This is a genomic window from Bacillus sp. FSL K6-1366, from assembly GCF_037976695.1.
GTDB classification, from domain to species: domain Bacteria; phylum Bacillota; class Bacilli; order Bacillales; family Bacillaceae; genus Bacillus; species Bacillus subtilis.
In genome coordinates, this window is the sequence record NZ_CP150268.1 from 3273091 (window position 1) to 3291016 (window position 17926).

The window sequence follows — 17926 nt, forward strand, 5'->3', positions numbered from 1 at the left end:
TAGAAGTAACGGGTTGATGTGAGGAGTGAGGCGTTATGCGCAAGTGGATTGCGGCAGCAGGACTTGCTTACGTGCTGTACGGGCTGTTTTTTTATTGGTATTTTTTCCTGTCGGGTGATTCCGCAATACCGGAAGCCGTGAAAGGGACGCAGGCTGATCCGGCTTCTTTCATGAAGCCGTCTGAGTTGGCAGTGGCCGAGCAGTATTCGAATGTCAAGAATTTTTTATTTTTTATCGGGGTACCACTTGATTGGTTTCTGTTTTTTGTTCTGCTTGTCAGCGGTGTTTCAAAGAAAATCAAGAAATGGATCGAAGCGGCCGTGCCTTTTCGGTTTTTGCAGACCGTTGGTTTTGTGTTTGTGCTTTCGCTGATTACAACATTGGTGACGCTGCCTTTAGATTGGATAGGCTATCAAGTATCGCTTGACTATAACATTTCCACACAGACAACGGCCAGCTGGGCTAAGGATCAGGTTATCAGCTTTTGGATCAGCTTTCCAATCTTTACGCTTTGCGTTCTCGTTTTTTATTGGCTGATCAAAAGGCATGAAAAAAAATGGTGGTTATACGCCTGGCTGTTAACAGTGCCGTTTTCGCTGTTTCTGTTTTTTATTCAGCCGGTCATTATCGATCCTTTATACAATGATTTTTATCCGCTGAAAAACAAAGAGCTTGAAAGCAAAATTTTAGAGCTGGCAGATGAAGCCAATATTCCGGCTGACCATGTATATGAAGTGAACATGTCAGAAAAAACAAATGCGCTGAATGCCTATGTTACAGGAATTGGGGCCAATAAACGGATTGTATTGTGGGATACGACGCTGAACAAACTTGACGATTCAGAAATCCTGTTTATTATGGGCCATGAAATGGGCCATTATGTCATGAAGCACGTTTACATCGGTCTGGCTGGTTATTTGCTCGTGTCGCTCGCCGGATTTTATGTCATTGATAAGCTTTACAAGCGGACGGTTCGCCTAACCCGCAGCATGTTTCATTTAGAAGGACGGCATGATCTTGCGGCACTTCCGCTGTTATTGCTTTTGTTTTCTGTTTTGAGCTTTGCGGTGACGCCTTTTTCTAATGCTGTCTCGCGTTATCAGGAGAATAAGGCTGACCAGTATGGGATCGAGTTGACAGAGAACAGAGAAGCCGCTGTTAAAACGTTTCAGGATTTGGCCGTGACGGGGCTGAGCCAGGTTGATCCTCCGGTGCTTGTGAAGATTTTCAGAGGCAGCCATCCTTCGATCATGGAACGGATTCAACATGCGGAGAAAGAAGAGAATGCGCCGGAACATCAGGATGCTGACAAATAAAAAGAAGCAGGTATGGAGGAACCTGCTTCTTTTTACTATTATTGTGCAGCTGCTTGTACGTTGATTAACCCTTTTCCATAGTAGAAAGAGTTTCCAAGATATGTTGCAGTGCTTTCTAAACGATCACGGACTTGCGCGTTTGTCCAAGTCGGGTGCTTAGAAAGAATTAGCGCTGCTGCTCCGGCAACGTGAGGAGTCGCCATGGACGTGCCGTTGTAAGCACCGTAAGTGCCTCCAGGAAGTGTGCTTTGGATGGATACGCCAGGAGCCATCACATCAAGCTCAGAACCTGCGCTTGAGAATGAAGCTCTTTGGTTGCTGCTGTTTACCGCACCTACCGCAATAGTAGAAGGATATTTTGCAGGGTAGCCGACTGTGCTTGAGCTTCCGGACGAACCTTCGTTTCCGGCAGCGGCAGCAACGACGATACCGCTGGAAACGGCTTTATCAACGACTGTTTTCAGCGCTGTAGAACCAGAAGGTCCGCCAAGGCTCATGTTAATAACATCCATATTGTTGGAAATGGCCCATTCAATGCCGTTAATAATCCAGCTATATTGGCCGCTTCCTGTTGAATCAAGCACTTTTACTGCATATAATGATGCGCTTGGCGCTACGCCCAGAACACCGATTGAGTTATTAAGAGCGGCAATCGTACCGGCTACATGCGTACCGTGAGAACTGCCGTCCTGGTATGGGTTTGTTTCAGAGGGTACGAAGCTTGCTCCGCCTCTGACGTTTAAGTCAGGATGAGAAGAGTCAATTCCGCTGTCGATAACAGCTACTTTTACGTTAGAGCCTGTGTAGCCTTGAGAGTGAAGAGCCGGCGCTTTAATTTGAGAAATGCCATAAGGAACAGATTGCGCATATTCATGTGCAATATGATCTTCTTCCACATATGCAACGCTCGGATCTTTTTTCAATTCTTTTACAGCTTTTTCATCCAATGTTGCTGCGGCCGCGTTAACATACTTAAATTGCTTTTGAACCTTTCCGCCTTTTTCAGAAATAACATCCTTTTTCTTGGCGGAACTCATGGCACTCATTGTCTGTTTAAATCCGACAATGTATTTCTTTTCTGTACTGCTTTTTCCGGCAGCCTGCGCAGACATGTTGCTGAACGCCATCGTAAAGATTAACGTTAACGCAAACAACAAGCTGATCCACAATTTTTTGCTTCTCACTCTTTACCCTCTCCTTTTAAAAAAATTCAGAGTAGACTTACTTAAAAGACTATTCTGTGAATTTATTGTAATAGATGGAATAATATTTTAGTAGACCCATTTTTTTGAGATGATTTTATCTCTATTTAGGTATATCATCTCTCGCTATTTCCGTAGAGACTCGAAATAACTATTTTCATACAGAAAAGAACGAAAATAGACATGAGTAAATGTTCATTATGCTGAAATGTCATGCTTTTTTAGGTTAAATGCTCCTGAGTCCCGGCAAATTTCTGTCGAAAAAATTCGTTCAAATGACCTGCGTGTGCTTCCGTGAGAACAATGGATATTATCGTGATATTTTTTCAAAGCATGATGATAAAAGTATTCTGAAAAATAAACTTTACAGAAAAGGGATAGAATGAAAAAATTATTGAGAGAGAGGAAGAAATAAGATGAACATTCGCCAAGCAAAGACATCAGATGCGGCCGACATTGCGCCGTTGTTTAACCAATATCGGGAATTTTATAGACAGGCATCCGATTTGCAAGGGGCAGAGGCTTTTTTGAAAGCTCGTTTGGAAAATCACGAGTCTGTTATTTTGATAGCAGAAGAAAATGGAGAATTCATAGGTTTTACCCAGCTCTATCCAACGTTTTCTTCTGTGTCAATGAAAAGGATCTACATATTAAATGACTTATTTGTCGTTCCTCATGCGCGTACAAAGGGAGCCGGCGGCCGGCTGCTTTCTGCCGCAAAGGATTATGCAGGGGAAAACGGGGCACGCTTCAGACTGAGCACCACAACCGGAAGGCAAGAAGCTTGTATGAGCAAAACGGCTATGAAGAGGATACCGGATTTGTCCATTATTGTCTCAATGTGCCGGCGAAGTGAAAATGGCGGCTTGATGATTTGGTTTTTTGAACGTTCTTCGGTTACGATATAAATGAAAAGGAGTGTGCCGAATGTCAACGTTATTTCAAGCCTTGCAGGCAGAAAAAAATGCCGATGATGTTTCAGTCCATGTGAAAACCATATCAACAGAGGATTTGCCGAAGGATGGTGTCCTGATTAAAGTTGCTTATTCCGGCATTAATTACAAAGATGGTCTGGCCGGAAAAGCAGGAGGCAATATCGTCAGAGAGTATCCGCTTATTTTAGGCATTGATGCTGCGGGTACGGTCGTCTCTTCCAATGATCCGCATTTTGCGGAGGGGGATGAGGTGATCGCGACAAGCTATGAGCTCGGTGTCTCCCGTGATGGCGGATTAAGTGAATACGCTTCGGTGCCTGGTGACTGGCTGGTGCCTTTGCCACAGAATCTTTCGTTAAAAGAAGCGATGGTGTACGGAACGGCGGGATTTACTGCGGCGTTATCAGTGCATCGGCTTGAACAGAACGGTCTGTCTCCGGAAAAAGGCAGCGTGCTAGTCACAGGAGCAACCGGCGGTGTCGGCGGAATTGCGGTATCGATGCTGAACAAGCGGGGTTATGATGTGGTGGCAAGTACCGGAAACCGGGAGGCGGCTGATTATTTGAAACAGCTTGGTGCAAGCGAAGTAATCAGCAGGGAAGATGTCTATGACGGAACGCTTAAGGCGCTGTCCAAGCAGCAATGGCAGGGAGCGGTTGATCCAGTCGGCGGAAAACAGCTTGCCTCGCTTTTAAGCAAAATTCAATACGGCGGATCTGTCGCAGTGAGCGGCTTAACCGGCGGAGGAGAAGTTCCGGCAACCGTGTATCCTTTTATTCTTCGCGGAGTAAGCCTGCTCGGAATCGATTCAGTATATTGTCCGATGGACGTCAGAGCCGCTGTTTGGGAGCGCATGTCTTCTGATCTCAAGCCTGATCAGCTGCTGACCATCGTGGACAGGGAAGTATCATTGGAAGAAACGCCGGGTGCGTTAAAAGATATTTTGCAAAATCGCATTCAAGGAAGAGTGATTGTGAAGCTTTAACAGGATCAGCTTGCAGAGAATGTTATTTTTCTGCAAGCTTTTTTGTGGACAGGATGATCAGCTGCTGAACTGCTGTGTCGCGAAACAAGATTTTCCTGTAAGCCGAACTTTCTCTTCTCATTTTAAAAATAATTGGTGATAATGATTCTCATTCCGTGTTATACTACTCTTGGACATCTTAACCATAGAAACTACCAACAGGAGAGACTGGAACATATGAAAAAAACACTGATTATTCTTACAGTTTTACTTCTTTCTGTCTTAACGGCTGCTTGCTCGTCTTCAAGCGGCAATCAAAACAGTAAAGAACATAAAGTGGCGGTAACACATGATTTAGGGAAGACAAATGTGCCTGAGCATCCGAAGCGGGTTGTTGTTCTTGAGCTAGGTTTTATTGATACACTGCTTGATCTCGGCATTACGCCTGTCGGGGTTGCCGATGACAACAAAGCGAAGCAGCTGATCAACAAGGATGTGCTGAAGAAAATTGACGGCTACACATCTGTCGGCACTCGCTCACAGCCAAGCATGGAAAAGATTGCTTCATTAAAACCCGATTTAATTATTGCTGACACGACCCGGCATAAGAAGGTGTACGATCAGCTGAAAAAAATAGCGCCGACGATTGCGCTTAATAATTTAAATGCTGATTATCAGGATACAATTGACGCTTCGCTTACGATTGCAAAAGCAGTCGGCAAGGAGAAGGAAATGGAGAAAAAGCTGACGGCGCATGAAGAAAAGCTTAGCGAGACAAAGCAGAAAATCAGCGCGAACAGCCAGTCCGTGCTTTTGATCGGAAATACAAATGATACGATTATGGCCAGGGATGAAAACTTCTTTACATCGAGACTTTTAACACAGGTCGGCTATCGATATGCAATCAGTACGTCAGGCAATAGCGATTCAAGCAATGGCGGCGACTCTGTGAATATGAAAATGACACTGGAGCAGCTGCTGAAAACAGATCCGGATGTGATCATCCTGATGACAGGAAAAACAGATGACCTCGACGCCGACGGTAAACGCCCGATCGAAAAGAATGTCCTTTGGAAAAAACTGAAGGCAGTGAAAAACGGGCATGTATACCACGTGGATCGTGCGGTGTGGTCTCTGCGCCGCAGTGTAGACGGGGCGAATGCCATTTTGGACGAGCTTCAAAAAGAGATGCCGGCTGCTAAGAAATAAAAGAAAAGACAGGCAAACGCCTGTCTTTTTCTTATTTGATAAAGCCGGATAAGTGGCTGTTAATATTATAGTCTTTTATCCGCCATTTTTCTTCTGCAAATTCAATGTTGCTGAGGCAGGCGTTGACGAGACGGGTGCTTTGAAGCTCTGGGTCACCGCCGGATATTTCCGTCAGCAGGGCGTGAATTGCCGCACCGTGCGCCACGATCAGCACCTTCTTGTTTGGATACGCCTGGTTCACTTTTGCCAAACCGCCCATCAGCCTGTCAGTGAGTTCTTCTAACGTTTCCATATTCGGATAGGTGTTATCTGGATAGCGCTTTGTCCGTTCCTCCAGCGGCATGCCCTCCGCGTCGCCGTAATCGCGTTCCTTAAAATCATCCATCTCGACTATCGGAAGATGCAGATATTCATTAATAATTTCCGCGGTTCTTTTCGCTCTTTTCAGCGGGCTCGTCACAATAATATCCCAAGAAAAGTCCTTTACATATTCTCCGGTCTCTCTGGCTTGGCGTTCACCTGTTGCGTTTAGCGGAATATCGGTTTTGCCTTGGCATTTTTGCTGCAGGTTCCAATCGGTTTCTCCATGTCTTACTAAACAAACGGCTGTCATAAAATCCCCTTCCTGACTTTATCATATCACTATTATACTAAATCGAAAGCGTGCATCCTATGAAAAAGCCTATGCAAGAACTTCAAATAATAACGCCAGCCCGATTCCGCCGCCGCTTCCGATGGCTGCAACAGCATATTGACAGTCTGTCCGTCTTTTCGCTTCATAAAACAATCTGGTTACCAGAGCTGCACCTGATGCACCGTATGGATGGCCAAGAGCTAATGCGCCGCCGCGCACATTGATTTTTGAAAAGGGAATGCCGAGTTCTTGCGAGCAGACACAAATTTTGACGGCAAAGGCTTCATTGATTTCAAATAAACCGATATCCTCAGGTGTTACATCGTGTGTATGTAAGAGGTTACGGATCGCATCAACCGGTGCCGCGGGCGGATAGTTGGGGTGAATGCCGCTGACAGCGCTGCCGATAAACCGAAGCACAGGCTTAAGTCCGAGGGCTGCCGCTTTTTCTTCTTCCATTACCAAAAGAGCGGCTGCTCCGTCTGCTATGCCGCTGCTGTTGGCTGCTGTGACTGTTCCGGAGCTGGTGTCGAAAACCGGCTTTGCACGGGGAATAATCGCTTCTATCGGCCGCGTTTTCAAAAATGCTTCGTCCATCTCCAATTCCCCAAGAGCAACAATTTCTTCACGGTAAAATCCTCCATCATGCGCGTTCCTGCTGCGTTGATGGCTGAGAAGGGCGTACTCATCCTGCATGCTTCTGCTGATGGAATAGCGTGCAGCCGTATATTCTGCCGCAATGCCCATGTCTGGATCGCCGATGGCATCTGGAGAAAAGTGGGCCCGTTCTGAAAAAGGGGATTGGCTGCTGCTTTCTGAGCCGCCCGCGATATACATCGTGCCGGCTCCCGCTTGAATAAGGCTGCAGGCATAGCGCACAGCTTCAAGGCCGGAGCCGCACTGTCTGTCAATTGTCATTCCGGGAACCGATAAAGGCAGTCCGGCTTGAAGGGCTGACAGTCTGGCGAGGTTGCCGCCTCTGCCGGTAGCGTTTCCGAGAATGACCTCGTCAATTTGATCCTCTAGCTTTCGGCTGAGACAGCGGATGATGGGAGCTGACAAATCCTCCGGCAGGAAGGGCTTCAGCAGTCCGTTTTGATTTCCAAAGATCGTTCGTTTTGCATCAACAATAACCGCATTCATTTATACTGTATACTCTCTTCCAGCCATTTTTTCACGCTGGAACGGGCAATTTTTCCGCTGCTCGTTTCCGGCAAGCTGTCTGCAAACACCCATTTTTTCGGAATTTTATAGGAGGCTAATTTCTGTTTACACAAGGCTTTCAGTGTTCTGGCATTAGCGTTTCCATGAATGACAGCTACAGCGATTTCTCCCCAATACTCGTCGGGAATGCCAACGACAGCCGCGCTTTCAACCTCTGGGCAGGCGAGAAGCACACGTTCAATTTCTTCTGGGAAAATATTTAATCCTCCGTACACGATCATCCCGTTTTCTCTTCCTGATATGTATAGAAAGCCCTCTTCATCAACATAGCCCATATCATCCACTGTCATCCATTCATCTGGTGTGCTGCCGTTCACATAGCCGGAAAACCGCATCGGGCTGTTGACAAATATTTTTCCGACTTCGCCTGGCTGACAGCGTTCTCCTTCAGCGTTGCGGATTTCGATCCGGACATTATGAAAAGGGCGGCCCGCTGAATGCGGTTTCCGTTTGCTGTCTTCCGGTGAAGAAAACGTCACAAAACTAAGCTCTGATGTGCCGTAAAAATCGTACAGCTTGAGATGAGGCCATGCAGCGGCAAGCTTCTCCTTGGATTCTGCCGGCCAGTCTGCGCCGGATGAAATGATTTTGACGGGACTGTCGGGAAAACCCTCAATCCTTGTGAGGGCGTCTGTCATCGTCGGTACGGTATAGAGAACACTGATGGATTCACGGCACAGCCATTCCTTCGCTTTGGCAGGAGAAAACTTTTTCAGCAAACAAACGGTTCCTCCGAGAAACAAAGTGCTGACTGCCCCGTATAAGAAGTGAGAGGACATTAACGTCCCGGGAATCAATACCGTGTCATTTGATGAAATTGAAAAATCTGTTTCTGTACAGGTAAAGCTCTCTATCCATGAGCGGTGAGATCGCGTAAAGGCCTTCGGTTTTCCTGTCGAGCCCGACGTAAATCCCATATAAAAAGGGTGCTCCGGATCAATGGTAGGCAAGGGATCAGCGGCTGCCTCAGAAATATCTGCCATACAGTTATCCAGCAAAACAACAGGTGTCTGGCTATCTGTCAGTTTGTTTTTAAAAAAGGCTAAAGTAACCACAAGATCCGCATTGCTTATGGACAGCCGCTCCTTACATTCTGCCGCGCTCCAGCGTGTGTCGATGGGAATTGCCGTACATCCAGCCGCTGCGGCTCCGGCAAACAGCTGTAAAAACGCCAGACTATTTGGGAGCAGGATCGCCACACGATTCGGCATGCTCGGCTGTGACCGCAGCCAATTTGCGGTTTGAGAGACAAGCCGATCCCAATCCTGGTACGTGATTTGCTCCGATTCAGTCTGGATCGCTACACGGCCGGGCGATGTTTCGGCGGTAGATGAATAGGTATGGGTAATTGTCATGTAGTGTCATCCTCCTTTTGTAAACATCGTATCAGAAAGAGACAAGGCTTGAGTGATTTTTATCGCCAGAAATGCAGATACAGCCGCTTTTATCAAATCACCAGGCACATATGCAAGGCTCATGAAGGCGGCCTGTGACAAATCAATATGCATGATAAAAGCTTGTACCGGTATACCAAGCAGATAAATAAAGATGATGCCGAATACGATATGAGTGAAAAAGAGACGCGATACTGTCACCTTCCGCAGCCTGTTAGCGGCTAAACTGATCAGCCATGAAGCGAGGGGATAAGCAATCAAAAAGCCTGCGCTCGGTCCGAAAAACACACCAAAACCGCCTCGTCCGCCGGGCAACAGCGGCGCTCCGAAGGCGACGAGCAGCAAAAAGACAAGCTGGCTTAAGAAAGCAGACTTTGGCCTGAGGATGCTGCCTGCCAACATGACACCAAGCGTTTGCAATGTAATCGGAACGGGTGTAAAGGATAAGAAGAGAGGGGGCATAAAGCCGAGCACTGCCATCAGTGCGGTGAAAATAGCAATATGCATCATGTCGATTAATTTCAGCATGTGAAATCCTCCAAACAGTAATCAAATATGGTTATACAATAAATGCAGGTAATTATTATGTCAACTGATTTTTAATTTAAGTTTACATAATGAACGCAAAAAAACCGGCCGTATGGCAGACCGGTTTTTGATGGTTATTCTTCTGTCAGGATGACAAGCGAATCAACGGAAGCGGCCACATGGGAAACGGCACGGCTGACTTCCTGAAGCCCTCCAAGAAAGGCTTGCAGATCGACGTCGATTTTGCCTGATTGCTCTTTGCTGATTTTCATGCTGTGGACGATTTCATCGAATAAGCGGTTAATTTGCGTCATTTTTTCTTTACTTTCGCTGACTAGCTCATTCACGTCTTTGATATGCTTGGATACAATGTTGATTTGTGTATTCGTATTGTTCACAAGCTCAGAAACAGTAGAGACGGTTTTTTTCGTATCCTCAGAAAGCTTCCGCACTTCATTTGCCACGACAGCAAAGCCTTTGCCGTGTTCTCCGGCGCGGGCGGATTCAATAGATGCATTGAGCGAGAGAAGGTTTGTTTGTTCAGCTATGCCTGTGACGATGCCGAAGATTTTTTCAATTTGCTGCGCGATTTCATCCAGCTTGACCATTTCTTTTTCGATTTGGATAAGGCTTGTGTCAATTTTGTTCATCTGTTTTTGCTGGACTTCTAGCTCTTTTTTTCCGCCGATCGACTTTTCTTCAACAGTGCTGGATGTTACAGTGCCGGCTTTGGATGCTTGAGAAATGCCCTCAGATTTGTCCACAAGCTCTTGAACTGATCTGCTTGTTTCTGAAAACAGATTGGCAATCGATCCAGAGGTTTCTTGAATTTTCTGATGAAGAAGGTTTTTCTTTTCTTCTTGTTCATCACGGGTTTGGTTGTACTCGCTTTGAAATGCTTCAAGGACAAGCTGCTGTTCTAAGTTCAAGATTTTTGTTGTTGCTTTAATGGCTTTTAGCAGTTCTTGCTGATTTGTAATGGATGCTTCATAAATGTCAATCATTGACAAAAGAAGCTCTTGAAACGCACCCATATACCATTTTGGCAAAAGGCCGATTCTTAAATGGATGGAGGCGATTCGGTTACGCTTTTCAATAAATTCATCATCGATAACGCCTGCAAACATTTCCTGAATATGCCGTTTTAACGTTTGTTTTAAGCGGTCAACTGAGCTGTGATCATTAATGATATCCATCAATGAGCTTTCATGGTCAAGGTTTTTATAAAACGCATCAACGATATTTACGATATTTTCTTGAATGAGTGGCTGAAGCTGCTCTAACACGTAAAGCTCAGCATCTCCCAACCTGACCATTTTGAGCTGTTTTTTGACATCTGCATGTTTGTTTGTGAGCTGAATGCGGTTTTTTTGCTGTCCGTTTGAATCTGAAAAGTAAGCTGTTTCTTGTTTTCTGTCTTTTTTAAATAACAATACAATGATCCCCCTTGGGAAAAATATAATTTTTACTTTTTGGCTTTTTAAGCCTTTTTCTTTTTTATCGGCCAAGGGAAACATGAATGAAGCTGCAGATGAAAAATATTTGAAAAACCGTTCATTAAAATGAACGGTTTAATCGAGATCTATTTGTTTTAATGGTTTAATGGCCGGACCCTCTACAACTTCGCCAGATGGCTTAAAGCGTGATCCGTGGCACGGACAATCCCACGTATGCTCACTGTCGTTCCACTCGACCTCGCAGCCTAAATGGGTACAAGTCGTATCAACGAGATGGAGGCAGCCTGTCTCATCCCGAAATGCTCCCGCTCGCCTGCCGTTTATGGTGACGGCTTTCCCTTCTCCTGGCGAAATGTCTTCAAATTGGACATCAGGCTTTTCAAGCTTTCCTTTAATCAAATGCTTGGCGACATCGGCATTGTAGGAAATCACTTTCTGCAACCCGGGATTCAGATGGAAACGGGACGGAGTGAAAATGCTTTCGTATGGATTGTCTTTTTTCTCCACAAGGTCTGACAATAGAGTGGCTGCGACTGCTGAGGACGTCATGCCCCATTTTTTGAACCCGGTCGCTACTAGAATATTGTCCTCATTTTCCGACATCGGCCCGATAAACGGGATTTTGTCGATCGTCACTAGATCTTGTGTGGACCAATAATATGGAATGCTTTCGATGCCGATTGTGCTTTCGGCCAGTTGTCTCAGTGTTTCATAATGTGTAGACATGGCTTTTCCCTGGCCTGTTTTATGGCTTACTCCGCTGAAGAGAATCAGCTTTTCACCGTTTACAACCGTATAGCGGAGCGCCACTGACGGCTGATCGATACTCAAATACATGCCCTCGGGATACTCGATCTTCGGCTTGATGGCAAGGACATAAGATCTGTCGGAGTACATTCTCGCAGCATATAATCCGCCTCCGTCATAAAAAGGGAAGTGGGAACAGCATATGATAAAGCGGCTCTTAATGGCGTGCCGGCTTTTTGTTACCACTTCGGGCCTTTCGCCTTTTTTGATATCAAGCGCAACGGTCTCTTCATAAATTCGGCCGCCTTTTTGAACAATTTGCTCCAGAAGCGCTTTTAAGTATTGAAGCGGATGAAATTGAGCTTGATTCTTCATGACAAGCGCCAGCTTAGAACCTAAGGGAATTGGAAGATCCTTGATAAGGTCTCTTTCAATTCCGAGCTTTGTGTATGCCTCATGCTCGGTGCGGATTTTTTGAACAGCGTTTTCATTTGCCGTATAAAGATATGCGTCTTGCTCGATCCATTCACAATCAATTTGATGTTCATCCACAATGCCTTTTATGTAATCAATTGCGTTTTGGTTTGCTTCATAATAAAGCCTCGCATGGTTTAATCCGAAATGGCGGATAAATTCGTCGTATATCATGTCATGCTGTGCGGTAACTTTAGCAGTTGTATGCGCAGTGGTTCCGTTAAGAACCTGATTTGCTTCAATCAAAACGACACGGAAGCCTCTCTTCGTAAGTTCATATGCCGTTGTGATTCCCGTAATCCCGCCTCCGATAATGGTGACGTCACATTCAGTGTCCTCTTGAAGCGCAGGAAAAGAAGGCAGGTCAGTTGATGTTTTCCAGTATGTTTCAGGTGCTTCCTTTGCAAAATGTTGATTAGCCAAGCCGTTATACCTCCAATCAGATTTATTCTTAATTTTTCCATATTCTATCTTTTCATACATAGGAAGCAGGCATTGTTCATAACATAATAAGGTTGAAAAGGAGTGATTTCATTGGCGAATCAAAAAAAGAAAACATTACCGCCTCAGCACCAGAACCAGCAGCCTGGTTTTGAATATCTGATGGACCCGCGTCCGGTTTTTGATAAGCCGAAGAAAGCGAAAAAATTAGAGGGCAAAACCGCTATTATTACTGGAGGAGACAGCGGGATTGGACGCGCTGTCTCGGTGTTATTCGCAAAAGAAGGGGCTAATGTGGTCATTGTGTATTTGAATGAACATCAGGACGCCGAGGAAACAAAGCAGTATGTAGAAAAGGAAGGGGTAAAATGCCTGCTGATTGCAGGAGATGTCGGGGATGAAGCGTTTTGCAATGATGTGGTCGGGCAGGCAAGCCAAGTGTTTCCATCCATTGATATATTGGTTAACAATGCAGCTGAGCAGCATGTCCAGCCCAGCATTGAAAAAATCACCAGCCACCAGCTGATCAGAACCTTCCAAACAAACATTTTTTCCATGTTTTACTTAACAAAGGCAGTGCTGCCTCATTTAAAAAAAGGGAGCTCTATTATTAATACCGCTTCAATTACCGCCTATAAAGGCAATAAAACGCTGATCGATTATTCAGCGACAAAAGGCGCGATCGTTACGTTTACAAGGTCCCTTTCCCAGTCGCTTGTTCAGCAGGGCATACGGGTCAATGCAGTGGCACCGGGTCCCATTTGGACACCGCTTATCCCGGCCAGCTTTGCCGCAAAAGACGTGGAAGTGTTTGGTTCAGACGTGCCGATGGAACGCCCGGGACAGCCGGTCGAAGTGGCGCCAAGCTATCTATACCTTGCCAGCGACGATTCCACATACGTCACAGGACAGACGATTCACGTCAATGGCGGAACCATTGTGAACGGATAATAAAAAGCCAATCCTTGAAGGATTGGCTTATTCGCTCTGCTTGAGCGCTGCATATTCTTTAGAGAGCGTAAGAAACGCATCTTTATCTTTTTCGTCCAAGGCTTTGTTAATTTGGTCCGTCAGCATGGCAAGCCGACGGTTATACAAGGATTCATCGAGCACCATTTGAATGTAGATATCCGTCATTGTGACATCGAATTCTTTTGTTTTTTGCGTGTTGCGGGACTTCATGAGCTCAGTGTACGATTTTTTCTCTTTCATAAAGAATCCCCCCAATGCCTTTTTTATAGTATATGGATAACGGTCGAAAAAATCAATAAATTTTTATAATTTTTAGACAACTAATACTTGGCAATCTATCGACATATCCTGCAAAATGCCGTAAACCGGCAAGTCTTATGAAAGTAAAATCGATTTATTACTAGTCATTTAATACCATTAAATATCATTAAAAGATGATTTTATCTTAAATGTTAAAAAAACCTGTCGTTTTATAAAAACAGATGATAGATTATTAGTATAAATTTTGCAGAAAAAGGATGGAGGCCATAATATGAGTCAGAAAACAGACGCACCTTTAGAATCGTATGAAGTGAACGGCGCAACAATTGCCGTGCTGCCAGAAGAAATAGACGGCAAAATCTGTTCCAAAATTATTGAAAAAGATTGCGTGTTTTATGTCAACATGAAGCCGCTGCAAATTGTCGACAGAAGCTGCCGATTTTTTGGATCAAGCTATGCGGGAAGAAAAGCAGGAACTTATGAAGTGACAAAAATTTCACACAAGCCGCCAATCATGGTGGACCCTTCGAACCAAATCTTTTTATTCCCTACACTTTCTTCGACAAGACCCCAATGCGGCTGGATTTCCCATGTGCATGTAAAAGAATTCAAAGCGACTGAATTCGACGATACGGAAGTGACGTTTTCGAATGGGAAAACGATGGAGCTGCCGATCTCTTATAATTCGTTCGAGAACCAGGTATATCGAACAGCGTGGCTTAGAACCAAATTCCAAGACAGAATCGACCACCGCGTGCCGAAAAGGCAGGAATTTATGCTGTACCCGAAGGAAGAGCGGACGAAGATGATTTATGATTTTATTTTGCGTGAGCTCGGGGAGCGGTATTAGAAAATAGAAAGGAGCTGACCCACCGGGCAGCTCCTTTCATAAACCTATGCCGTCGGAATTCCTCCGGTGATTCCATATACCTGAGATGTCACATAGCTTGAATTCTCTGAAGCTAGAAATACATAAACATCGGCCAATTCCACTGGCTGCCCAGCACGATTTAATGGAGCTGGCGGCGTGCCTTGTCCGAATTTCGGGATGTTTTCCGTCGGCTGTCCGCCGGAAATTTGCAGCGGTGTCCAAATTGGTCCGGGCGCAACTGAATTTACTCTGATGCCTTTGGAAGCAAGCTGTTTTCCCAGTCCGACGGTAAAGCCGATAATGGCGTTTTTCGTTGCTGCGTAATCTAACAGCATCGGGCTTGGATTATAGCCTTCAACTGAGGTAGTTGTGATAATTGAAGCTCCCTCCGGCAAATACGGAAGCGCCGCTTTTACAACCCAGTAAAGGGAAAAGACGTTCACTTCAAATGTTTTATAGATTTGTTCAGTAGGCAGATCTTCGATGTTTTCGACCGCTTGCTGTTTGCCTGCAACGAGCGCTAGAACATCAAGTCCGCCGAGTTCGTGATGCGACTGTTTGACTAGATCTTGGCAAAAGGATTCGTCGCTCAAATCTCCGGGGATCAGCACTGCTTTTCGGCCTTCTGCTTCAATCAGCTCTTTTACCTCTTCAGCATCTGGCTGTTCCTCGGGCAAGTAGTTAATGGCCACATCGGCACCTTCTCTGGCGTAAGCAATCGCGGCAGCGCGGCCGATACCGGAATCGCCGCCCGTGACAAGCGCTTTTCGACCCGTTAGTTTACCTGATCCTTTGTAGCTTTTTTCTCCGCAATCAGGGACAGGCTTCATGTTCTTTTGCAGTCCTGGCGATTCTTGATATTGTTCGGGAAATTCATCATGAAAAAATGCTTTTATAGGATTCGTAAGATTTGAATCAGACATCAGCAACGCTCCTTTTCTGTTTGGTGTACATTCGTATGTGTACCCCTGAGCATAAGCAGAAAAACATGTTTTGGCAGTTTGAACACTGAAGGACCAAAGAAAACAAGAAAAAACAAAGCCTTCTTCCATATTTATCTTGTCAAATAAGACTATATGAATTATGATAAATTCGAGCTATAAATCAACTAAATATTGGGTATTGGGGGAGTGAATCGTCATGAAAAAAGCGGCGGCGGTTTTGCTGTCACTCGGTCTCGTTTTCGGTTTTTCATACGGAGCTGACCATGTGGCGGAAGCCAAAACAAAGGTGAAGGTCTATAAGAACTGCAAGGAGCTAAACAAAGTATACAAAGGCGGAGTGGCCCGCACTTCGAAGGCGAAAAACAAAGGCGGAAAAACAAAGTACAAGCCTTACGTCTCTAAGGACCTTTATGATGCCAATAAAAAGAAAGACCGCGATAAAGATCTTATCGCCTGTGAACGGTAAATAAGAAAAAGCAATCTGGTGTCCAGATTGCTTTTTCTATTGCTTAAGCCGCCTGATCGGCCGCAGCGCTTTTCGCCTTCCTTGTCATAAGGCTGACTGCCATCATGACCGTGATATTCAAAAGCAGGGCGACGATTCCTACATTCAAGTCTTTTGCGGCTTGCGGCAGAGCCGGAAATAAAGTGCCGATCGTCGTTTCCGTCATTGTAATATAAGTAACTGCTCCGACACCTGCAATAATGCCGGCGAAGGCTCCTTGCTTTGTCACCATATTATGCTTGAACAGGCTGAACAAAAGGGCGGGGAATAGCTGTGTGACAAGGCTGTAGCCCATCAAAAGCAGCGTAACGATGGTATTCCCGCCTTTGAAGGTAAAATACACCGAAATCAGCGCAATCACCGGCACTAAAAACTTAGCAAGCGCCGATACCTGTTGTTCTGTCGTGCGGGGCGCGATTACCTTGTACACATTTTTTGCAAACAATGTGGAGGCGGACATTAAGATCATAGACCCTGGCACAAGTGCTGTCAGCAGTCCGGCAGCACCGATAATTCCGACAAACCAAGGGTCAAATGCTTGCAGAGACAGTCTCAAAAGCGACAAATCCCCGTCTGCGCCATTCAGATCTGGAACTTGCAGGATAGCCGCAAAGCCAACGAAAAGGACGAAGAGCAGGACCAGCTGGTACAAAGGCATGATGATGGCGTTTTTACGAAAGACTTTTGGGTTTTCGGCTGAATACGAGGCGGAAAACGTGTGAGGCCACATGTAAAACCCGAGCGCTGTCAAGAGTACGGTTGAACTGAACCAGGCTACACTTTGTCCCGATTCGGGTAGCGTAAGAAAGCCAGGCTTTGCCGTTTCAATCTGCTGAAACATGTCTTGAAATCCGCCGTAGTAATGAATTGGCAAATACACACCTAAAAACAGAACGACAACCAGAATCATGATGTCCTTCACAACCGATATCCAGGCAGACCCGTGAATGCCTGAAACCATAACATAAACCGTGATGGAAACAGCGCCGATCCAGATGGCAGCGGTCGGGGTGATTTTGCCGTACGAGGTTTCCGATACAATCAGCCCGAGGCCTTTCAGCTGCAGTACAAGATAGGGAATGAGTGCGGCGATGCCGACCAGTGAAACGAGAATGCCAAGCAGCGGACTGTTGTATTTTTTTGTGAAAAAATCAGACTGCGACATCAGTTTATGCTGTTTCGCGTACGTCCAAACTGCTGGAAGAAGCCAGTAAGAAAGGATGTAGGCCAGACATCCGTAGGCGATGATATAAAAGGCTGGACCGCCTTTTCCGTAGGCCCAGCCGCTGCCGCCGAGAAACGTAAAAGTAGTATAAATTTCGCCTGCCATCAAAAGGAAGACGAAAACAGTTCCGAAGCCGCGCCCTCCGACCGTCCACTGCTCCAGGTTCATGTCTTTTCCTTTTTGGGCGCGTATACCGAGAAAAATACTCAAGAGCAGGACACCGAAGATGATGATGAGAGCTGCATTCATTCTGCTTCCTCCTTTTTATTTTCCTTGTCGAGGACATACACAATCGCCATCAGCGCAGAGGTCAAAAGAGCCCACATCACAATATAGGCAAGAATAAACGGCATGCCGAACACATAGGGGGTCACCTTATTTGCAAAAGGGATGCCGAGTAAGATTCCGATAAAGGGCAAAGCGGCAAGAACGTGAATCAGTTTCATAGAATCCTCCTTCTATTTAGGATTGGGGTGTACAAGCCTAAGCGTAATGAAAATGATGTCGCAGATATGGCAGAACATGTCACTTTTTAGGGTGAAAGGCTGTGGTTCGAATTATAAATAAATTTATTTTGTTTGTATAGTGTGAATTGTCTGAAATTAATGCTCTGAATCGCCCGA

Annotated in this window: 17 protein-coding genes and 1 pseudogene; 7 read left to right on the forward strand and 11 right to left on the reverse strand. The window is 45.5% G+C overall.

The window, feature by feature from the left end; all coding sequences use genetic code 11:
- Positions 1–35 precede the first annotated feature (35 nt).
- Positions 36–1316 (forward strand): M48 family metallopeptidase, encoded by a 1281-nt coding sequence (locus MHI44_RS17115; RefSeq protein ID WP_003233175.1) that lies wholly within the window; start codon positions 36–38, stop codon positions 1314–1316.
- A 38-nt stretch (positions 1317–1354) separates the two neighbouring features.
- Here the strand turns inward: MHI44_RS17115 and aprE are convergent, their stop codons facing one another.
- On the reverse strand, positions 1355–2500 hold the full coding sequence (aprE, locus tag MHI44_RS17120) for a subtilisin AprE (protein ID WP_015715621.1): 1146 nt from the start codon (positions 2498–2500) through the stop codon (positions 1355–1357).
- A 434-nt stretch (positions 2501–2934) separates the two neighbouring features.
- Between aprE and MHI44_RS17125 the strand changes: the two are divergent.
- The 3 genes and pseudogenes from MHI44_RS17125 to MHI44_RS17135 all read left to right on the forward strand — a co-directional run bounded on the left by MHI44_RS17125 (position 2935) and on the right by MHI44_RS17135 (position 5626).
- Positions 2935–3374 (forward strand): annotated as a pseudogene (locus tag MHI44_RS17125) (GNAT family N-acetyltransferase).
- 71 nt (positions 3375–3445) lie between these two features.
- Positions 3446–4438, forward strand: a complete 993-nt coding sequence (locus tag MHI44_RS17130) for an acryloyl-CoA reductase (protein WP_339202474.1) — start codon at positions 3446–3448, stop codon at positions 4436–4438.
- Between the two features lie 216 nt (positions 4439–4654).
- Complete coding sequence (locus MHI44_RS17135) at positions 4655–5626, forward strand: ABC transporter substrate-binding protein (RefSeq protein ID WP_003233159.1); 972 nt, start codon at positions 4655–4657, stop codon at positions 5624–5626.
- Positions 5627–5657: 31 nt separating this feature from the next.
- Here MHI44_RS17135 and phoE read toward each other — a convergent pair whose 3' ends face one another.
- The 6 genes from phoE to MHI44_RS17165 form a co-directional block, all read right to left on the reverse strand.
- On the reverse strand, positions 5658–6239 hold the full coding sequence (phoE, locus tag MHI44_RS17140; RefSeq protein WP_339202475.1) for a phosphatase PhoE: 582 nt from the start codon (positions 6237–6239) through the stop codon (positions 5658–5660).
- A 69-nt stretch (positions 6240–6308) separates the two neighbouring features.
- Entirely contained in the window at positions 6309–7403 is a 1095-nt protein-coding gene (locus MHI44_RS17145) for an acetyl-CoA C-acyltransferase (protein ID WP_339202476.1), read from the reverse strand.
- Complete coding sequence (locus MHI44_RS17150; RefSeq protein ID WP_339202477.1) at positions 7400–8839, reverse strand: acyl-CoA synthetase; 1440 nt, start codon at positions 8837–8839, stop codon at positions 7400–7402. The genes MHI44_RS17145 and MHI44_RS17150 overlap by 4 nt, the downstream gene beginning before the upstream one ends.
- A gap of 6 nt (positions 8840–8845) precedes the next feature.
- Positions 8846–9406, reverse strand: a complete 561-nt coding sequence (locus MHI44_RS17155) for a biotin transporter BioY (protein ID WP_019712351.1) — start codon at positions 9404–9406, stop codon at positions 8846–8848.
- Positions 9407–9540: 134 nt separating this feature from the next.
- On the reverse strand, positions 9541–10839 hold the full coding sequence (hemAT, locus tag MHI44_RS17160) for a heme-based aerotactic transducer HemAT (RefSeq protein WP_015252424.1): 1299 nt from the start codon (positions 10837–10839) through the stop codon (positions 9541–9543).
- A gap of 138 nt (positions 10840–10977) precedes the next feature.
- Complete coding sequence (locus tag MHI44_RS17165) at positions 10978–12507, reverse strand: FAD-dependent oxidoreductase (RefSeq protein WP_015252423.1); 1530 nt, start codon at positions 12505–12507, stop codon at positions 10978–10980.
- Positions 12508–12618: 111 nt separating this feature from the next.
- On the opposite strand from MHI44_RS17165, the gene MHI44_RS17170 reads away from it, so the two are divergent.
- Positions 12619–13476, forward strand: coding sequence for an SDR family oxidoreductase (locus tag MHI44_RS17170; RefSeq protein ID WP_003245662.1), 858 nt, complete (start codon positions 12619–12621; stop codon positions 13474–13476).
- A gap of 27 nt (positions 13477–13503) precedes the next feature.
- Here MHI44_RS17170 and MHI44_RS17175 read toward each other — a convergent pair whose 3' ends face one another.
- Positions 13504–13737 carry an IDEAL domain-containing protein gene (locus MHI44_RS17175; RefSeq protein WP_003233142.1) on the reverse strand — a complete coding sequence of 78 codons (234 nt, stop codon included), beginning with the start codon at positions 13735–13737 and terminating at the stop codon, positions 13504–13506.
- Positions 13738–14029: 292 nt separating this feature from the next.
- Here MHI44_RS17175 and comK point away from each other — a divergent pair, with 292 nt between their 5' ends.
- Entirely contained in the window at positions 14030–14608 is a 579-nt protein-coding gene (gene comK, locus MHI44_RS17180; RefSeq protein WP_003245329.1) for a competence transcription factor ComK, read from the forward strand.
- Positions 14609–14652: 44 nt separating this feature from the next.
- Here comK and MHI44_RS17185 read toward each other — a convergent pair whose 3' ends face one another.
- On the reverse strand, positions 14653–15552 hold the full coding sequence (locus MHI44_RS17185; RefSeq protein WP_339202478.1) for an SDR family oxidoreductase: 900 nt from the start codon (positions 15550–15552) through the stop codon (positions 14653–14655).
- Between the two features lie 217 nt (positions 15553–15769).
- On the opposite strand from MHI44_RS17185, the gene MHI44_RS17190 reads away from it, so the two are divergent.
- Positions 15770–16039 carry an excalibur calcium-binding domain-containing protein gene (locus MHI44_RS17190; RefSeq protein WP_003224373.1) on the forward strand — a complete coding sequence of 90 codons (270 nt, stop codon included), beginning with the start codon at positions 15770–15772 and terminating at the stop codon, positions 16037–16039.
- 43 nt (positions 16040–16082) lie between these two features.
- Here the strand turns inward: MHI44_RS17190 and MHI44_RS17195 are convergent, their stop codons facing one another.
- Both MHI44_RS17195 and MHI44_RS17200 read right to left on the reverse strand, forming a co-directional pair.
- Positions 16083–17552: a sodium:solute symporter gene (locus tag MHI44_RS17195; protein ID WP_015252422.1), complete on the reverse strand. Its 1470-nt coding sequence runs from the start codon at positions 17550–17552 to the stop codon at positions 16083–16085.
- Positions 17549–17749: a DUF3311 domain-containing protein gene (locus MHI44_RS17200; RefSeq protein WP_003224377.1), complete on the reverse strand. Its 201-nt coding sequence runs from the start codon at positions 17747–17749 to the stop codon at positions 17549–17551. The genes MHI44_RS17195 and MHI44_RS17200 overlap by 4 nt, the downstream gene beginning before the upstream one ends.
- Positions 17750–17926 lie beyond the last annotated feature (177 nt).

What these genes read in the sequence shown, in the direction of transcription:
- MHI44_RS17135 (WP_003233159.1), top strand. Translation starts at nt 4,655, where the DNA reads ATGAAAAAAACACTGATTATTCTTACAGTTTTACTTCTTTCTGTCTTA.
- MHI44_RS17115 (WP_003233175.1), top strand. Translation starts at nt 36, where the DNA reads ATGCGCAAGTGGATTGCGGCAGCAGGACTTGCTTACGTGCTGTACGGG.
- MHI44_RS17190 (WP_003224373.1), top strand. Translation starts at nt 15,770, where the DNA reads ATGAAAAAAGCGGCGGCGGTTTTGCTGTCACTCGGTCTCGTTTTCGGT.
- MHI44_RS17155 (WP_019712351.1), bottom strand. Translation starts at nt 9,406, where the DNA reads ATGCTGAAATTAATCGACATGATGCATATTGCTATTTTCACCGCACTG.
- MHI44_RS17175 (WP_003233142.1), bottom strand. Translation starts at nt 13,737, where the DNA reads ATGAAAGAGAAAAAATCGTACACTGAGCTCATGAAGTCCCGCAACACG.
- phoE (WP_339202475.1), bottom strand. Translation starts at nt 6,239, where the DNA reads ATGACAGCCGTTTGTTTAGTAAGACATGGAGAAACCGATTGGAACCTG.
- MHI44_RS17130 (WP_339202474.1), top strand. Translation starts at nt 3,446, where the DNA reads ATGTCAACGTTATTTCAAGCCTTGCAGGCAGAAAAAAATGCCGATGAT.
- MHI44_RS17200 (WP_003224377.1), bottom strand. Translation starts at nt 17,749, where the DNA reads ATGAAACTGATTCACGTTCTTGCCGCTTTGCCCTTTATCGGAATCTTA.
- MHI44_RS17185 (WP_339202478.1), bottom strand. Translation starts at nt 15,552, where the DNA reads ATGTCTGATTCAAATCTTACGAATCCTATAAAAGCATTTTTTCATGAT.
- MHI44_RS17150 (WP_339202477.1), bottom strand. Translation starts at nt 8,839, where the DNA reads ATGACAATTACCCATACCTATTCATCTACCGCCGAAACATCGCCCGGC.
- MHI44_RS17195 (WP_015252422.1), bottom strand. Translation starts at nt 17,552, where the DNA reads ATGAATGCAGCTCTCATCATCATCTTCGGTGTCCTGCTCTTGAGTATT.
- comK (WP_003245329.1), top strand. Translation starts at nt 14,030, where the DNA reads ATGAGTCAGAAAACAGACGCACCTTTAGAATCGTATGAAGTGAACGGC.
- MHI44_RS17145 (WP_339202476.1), bottom strand. Translation starts at nt 7,403, where the DNA reads ATGAATGCGGTTATTGTTGATGCAAAACGAACGATCTTTGGAAATCAA.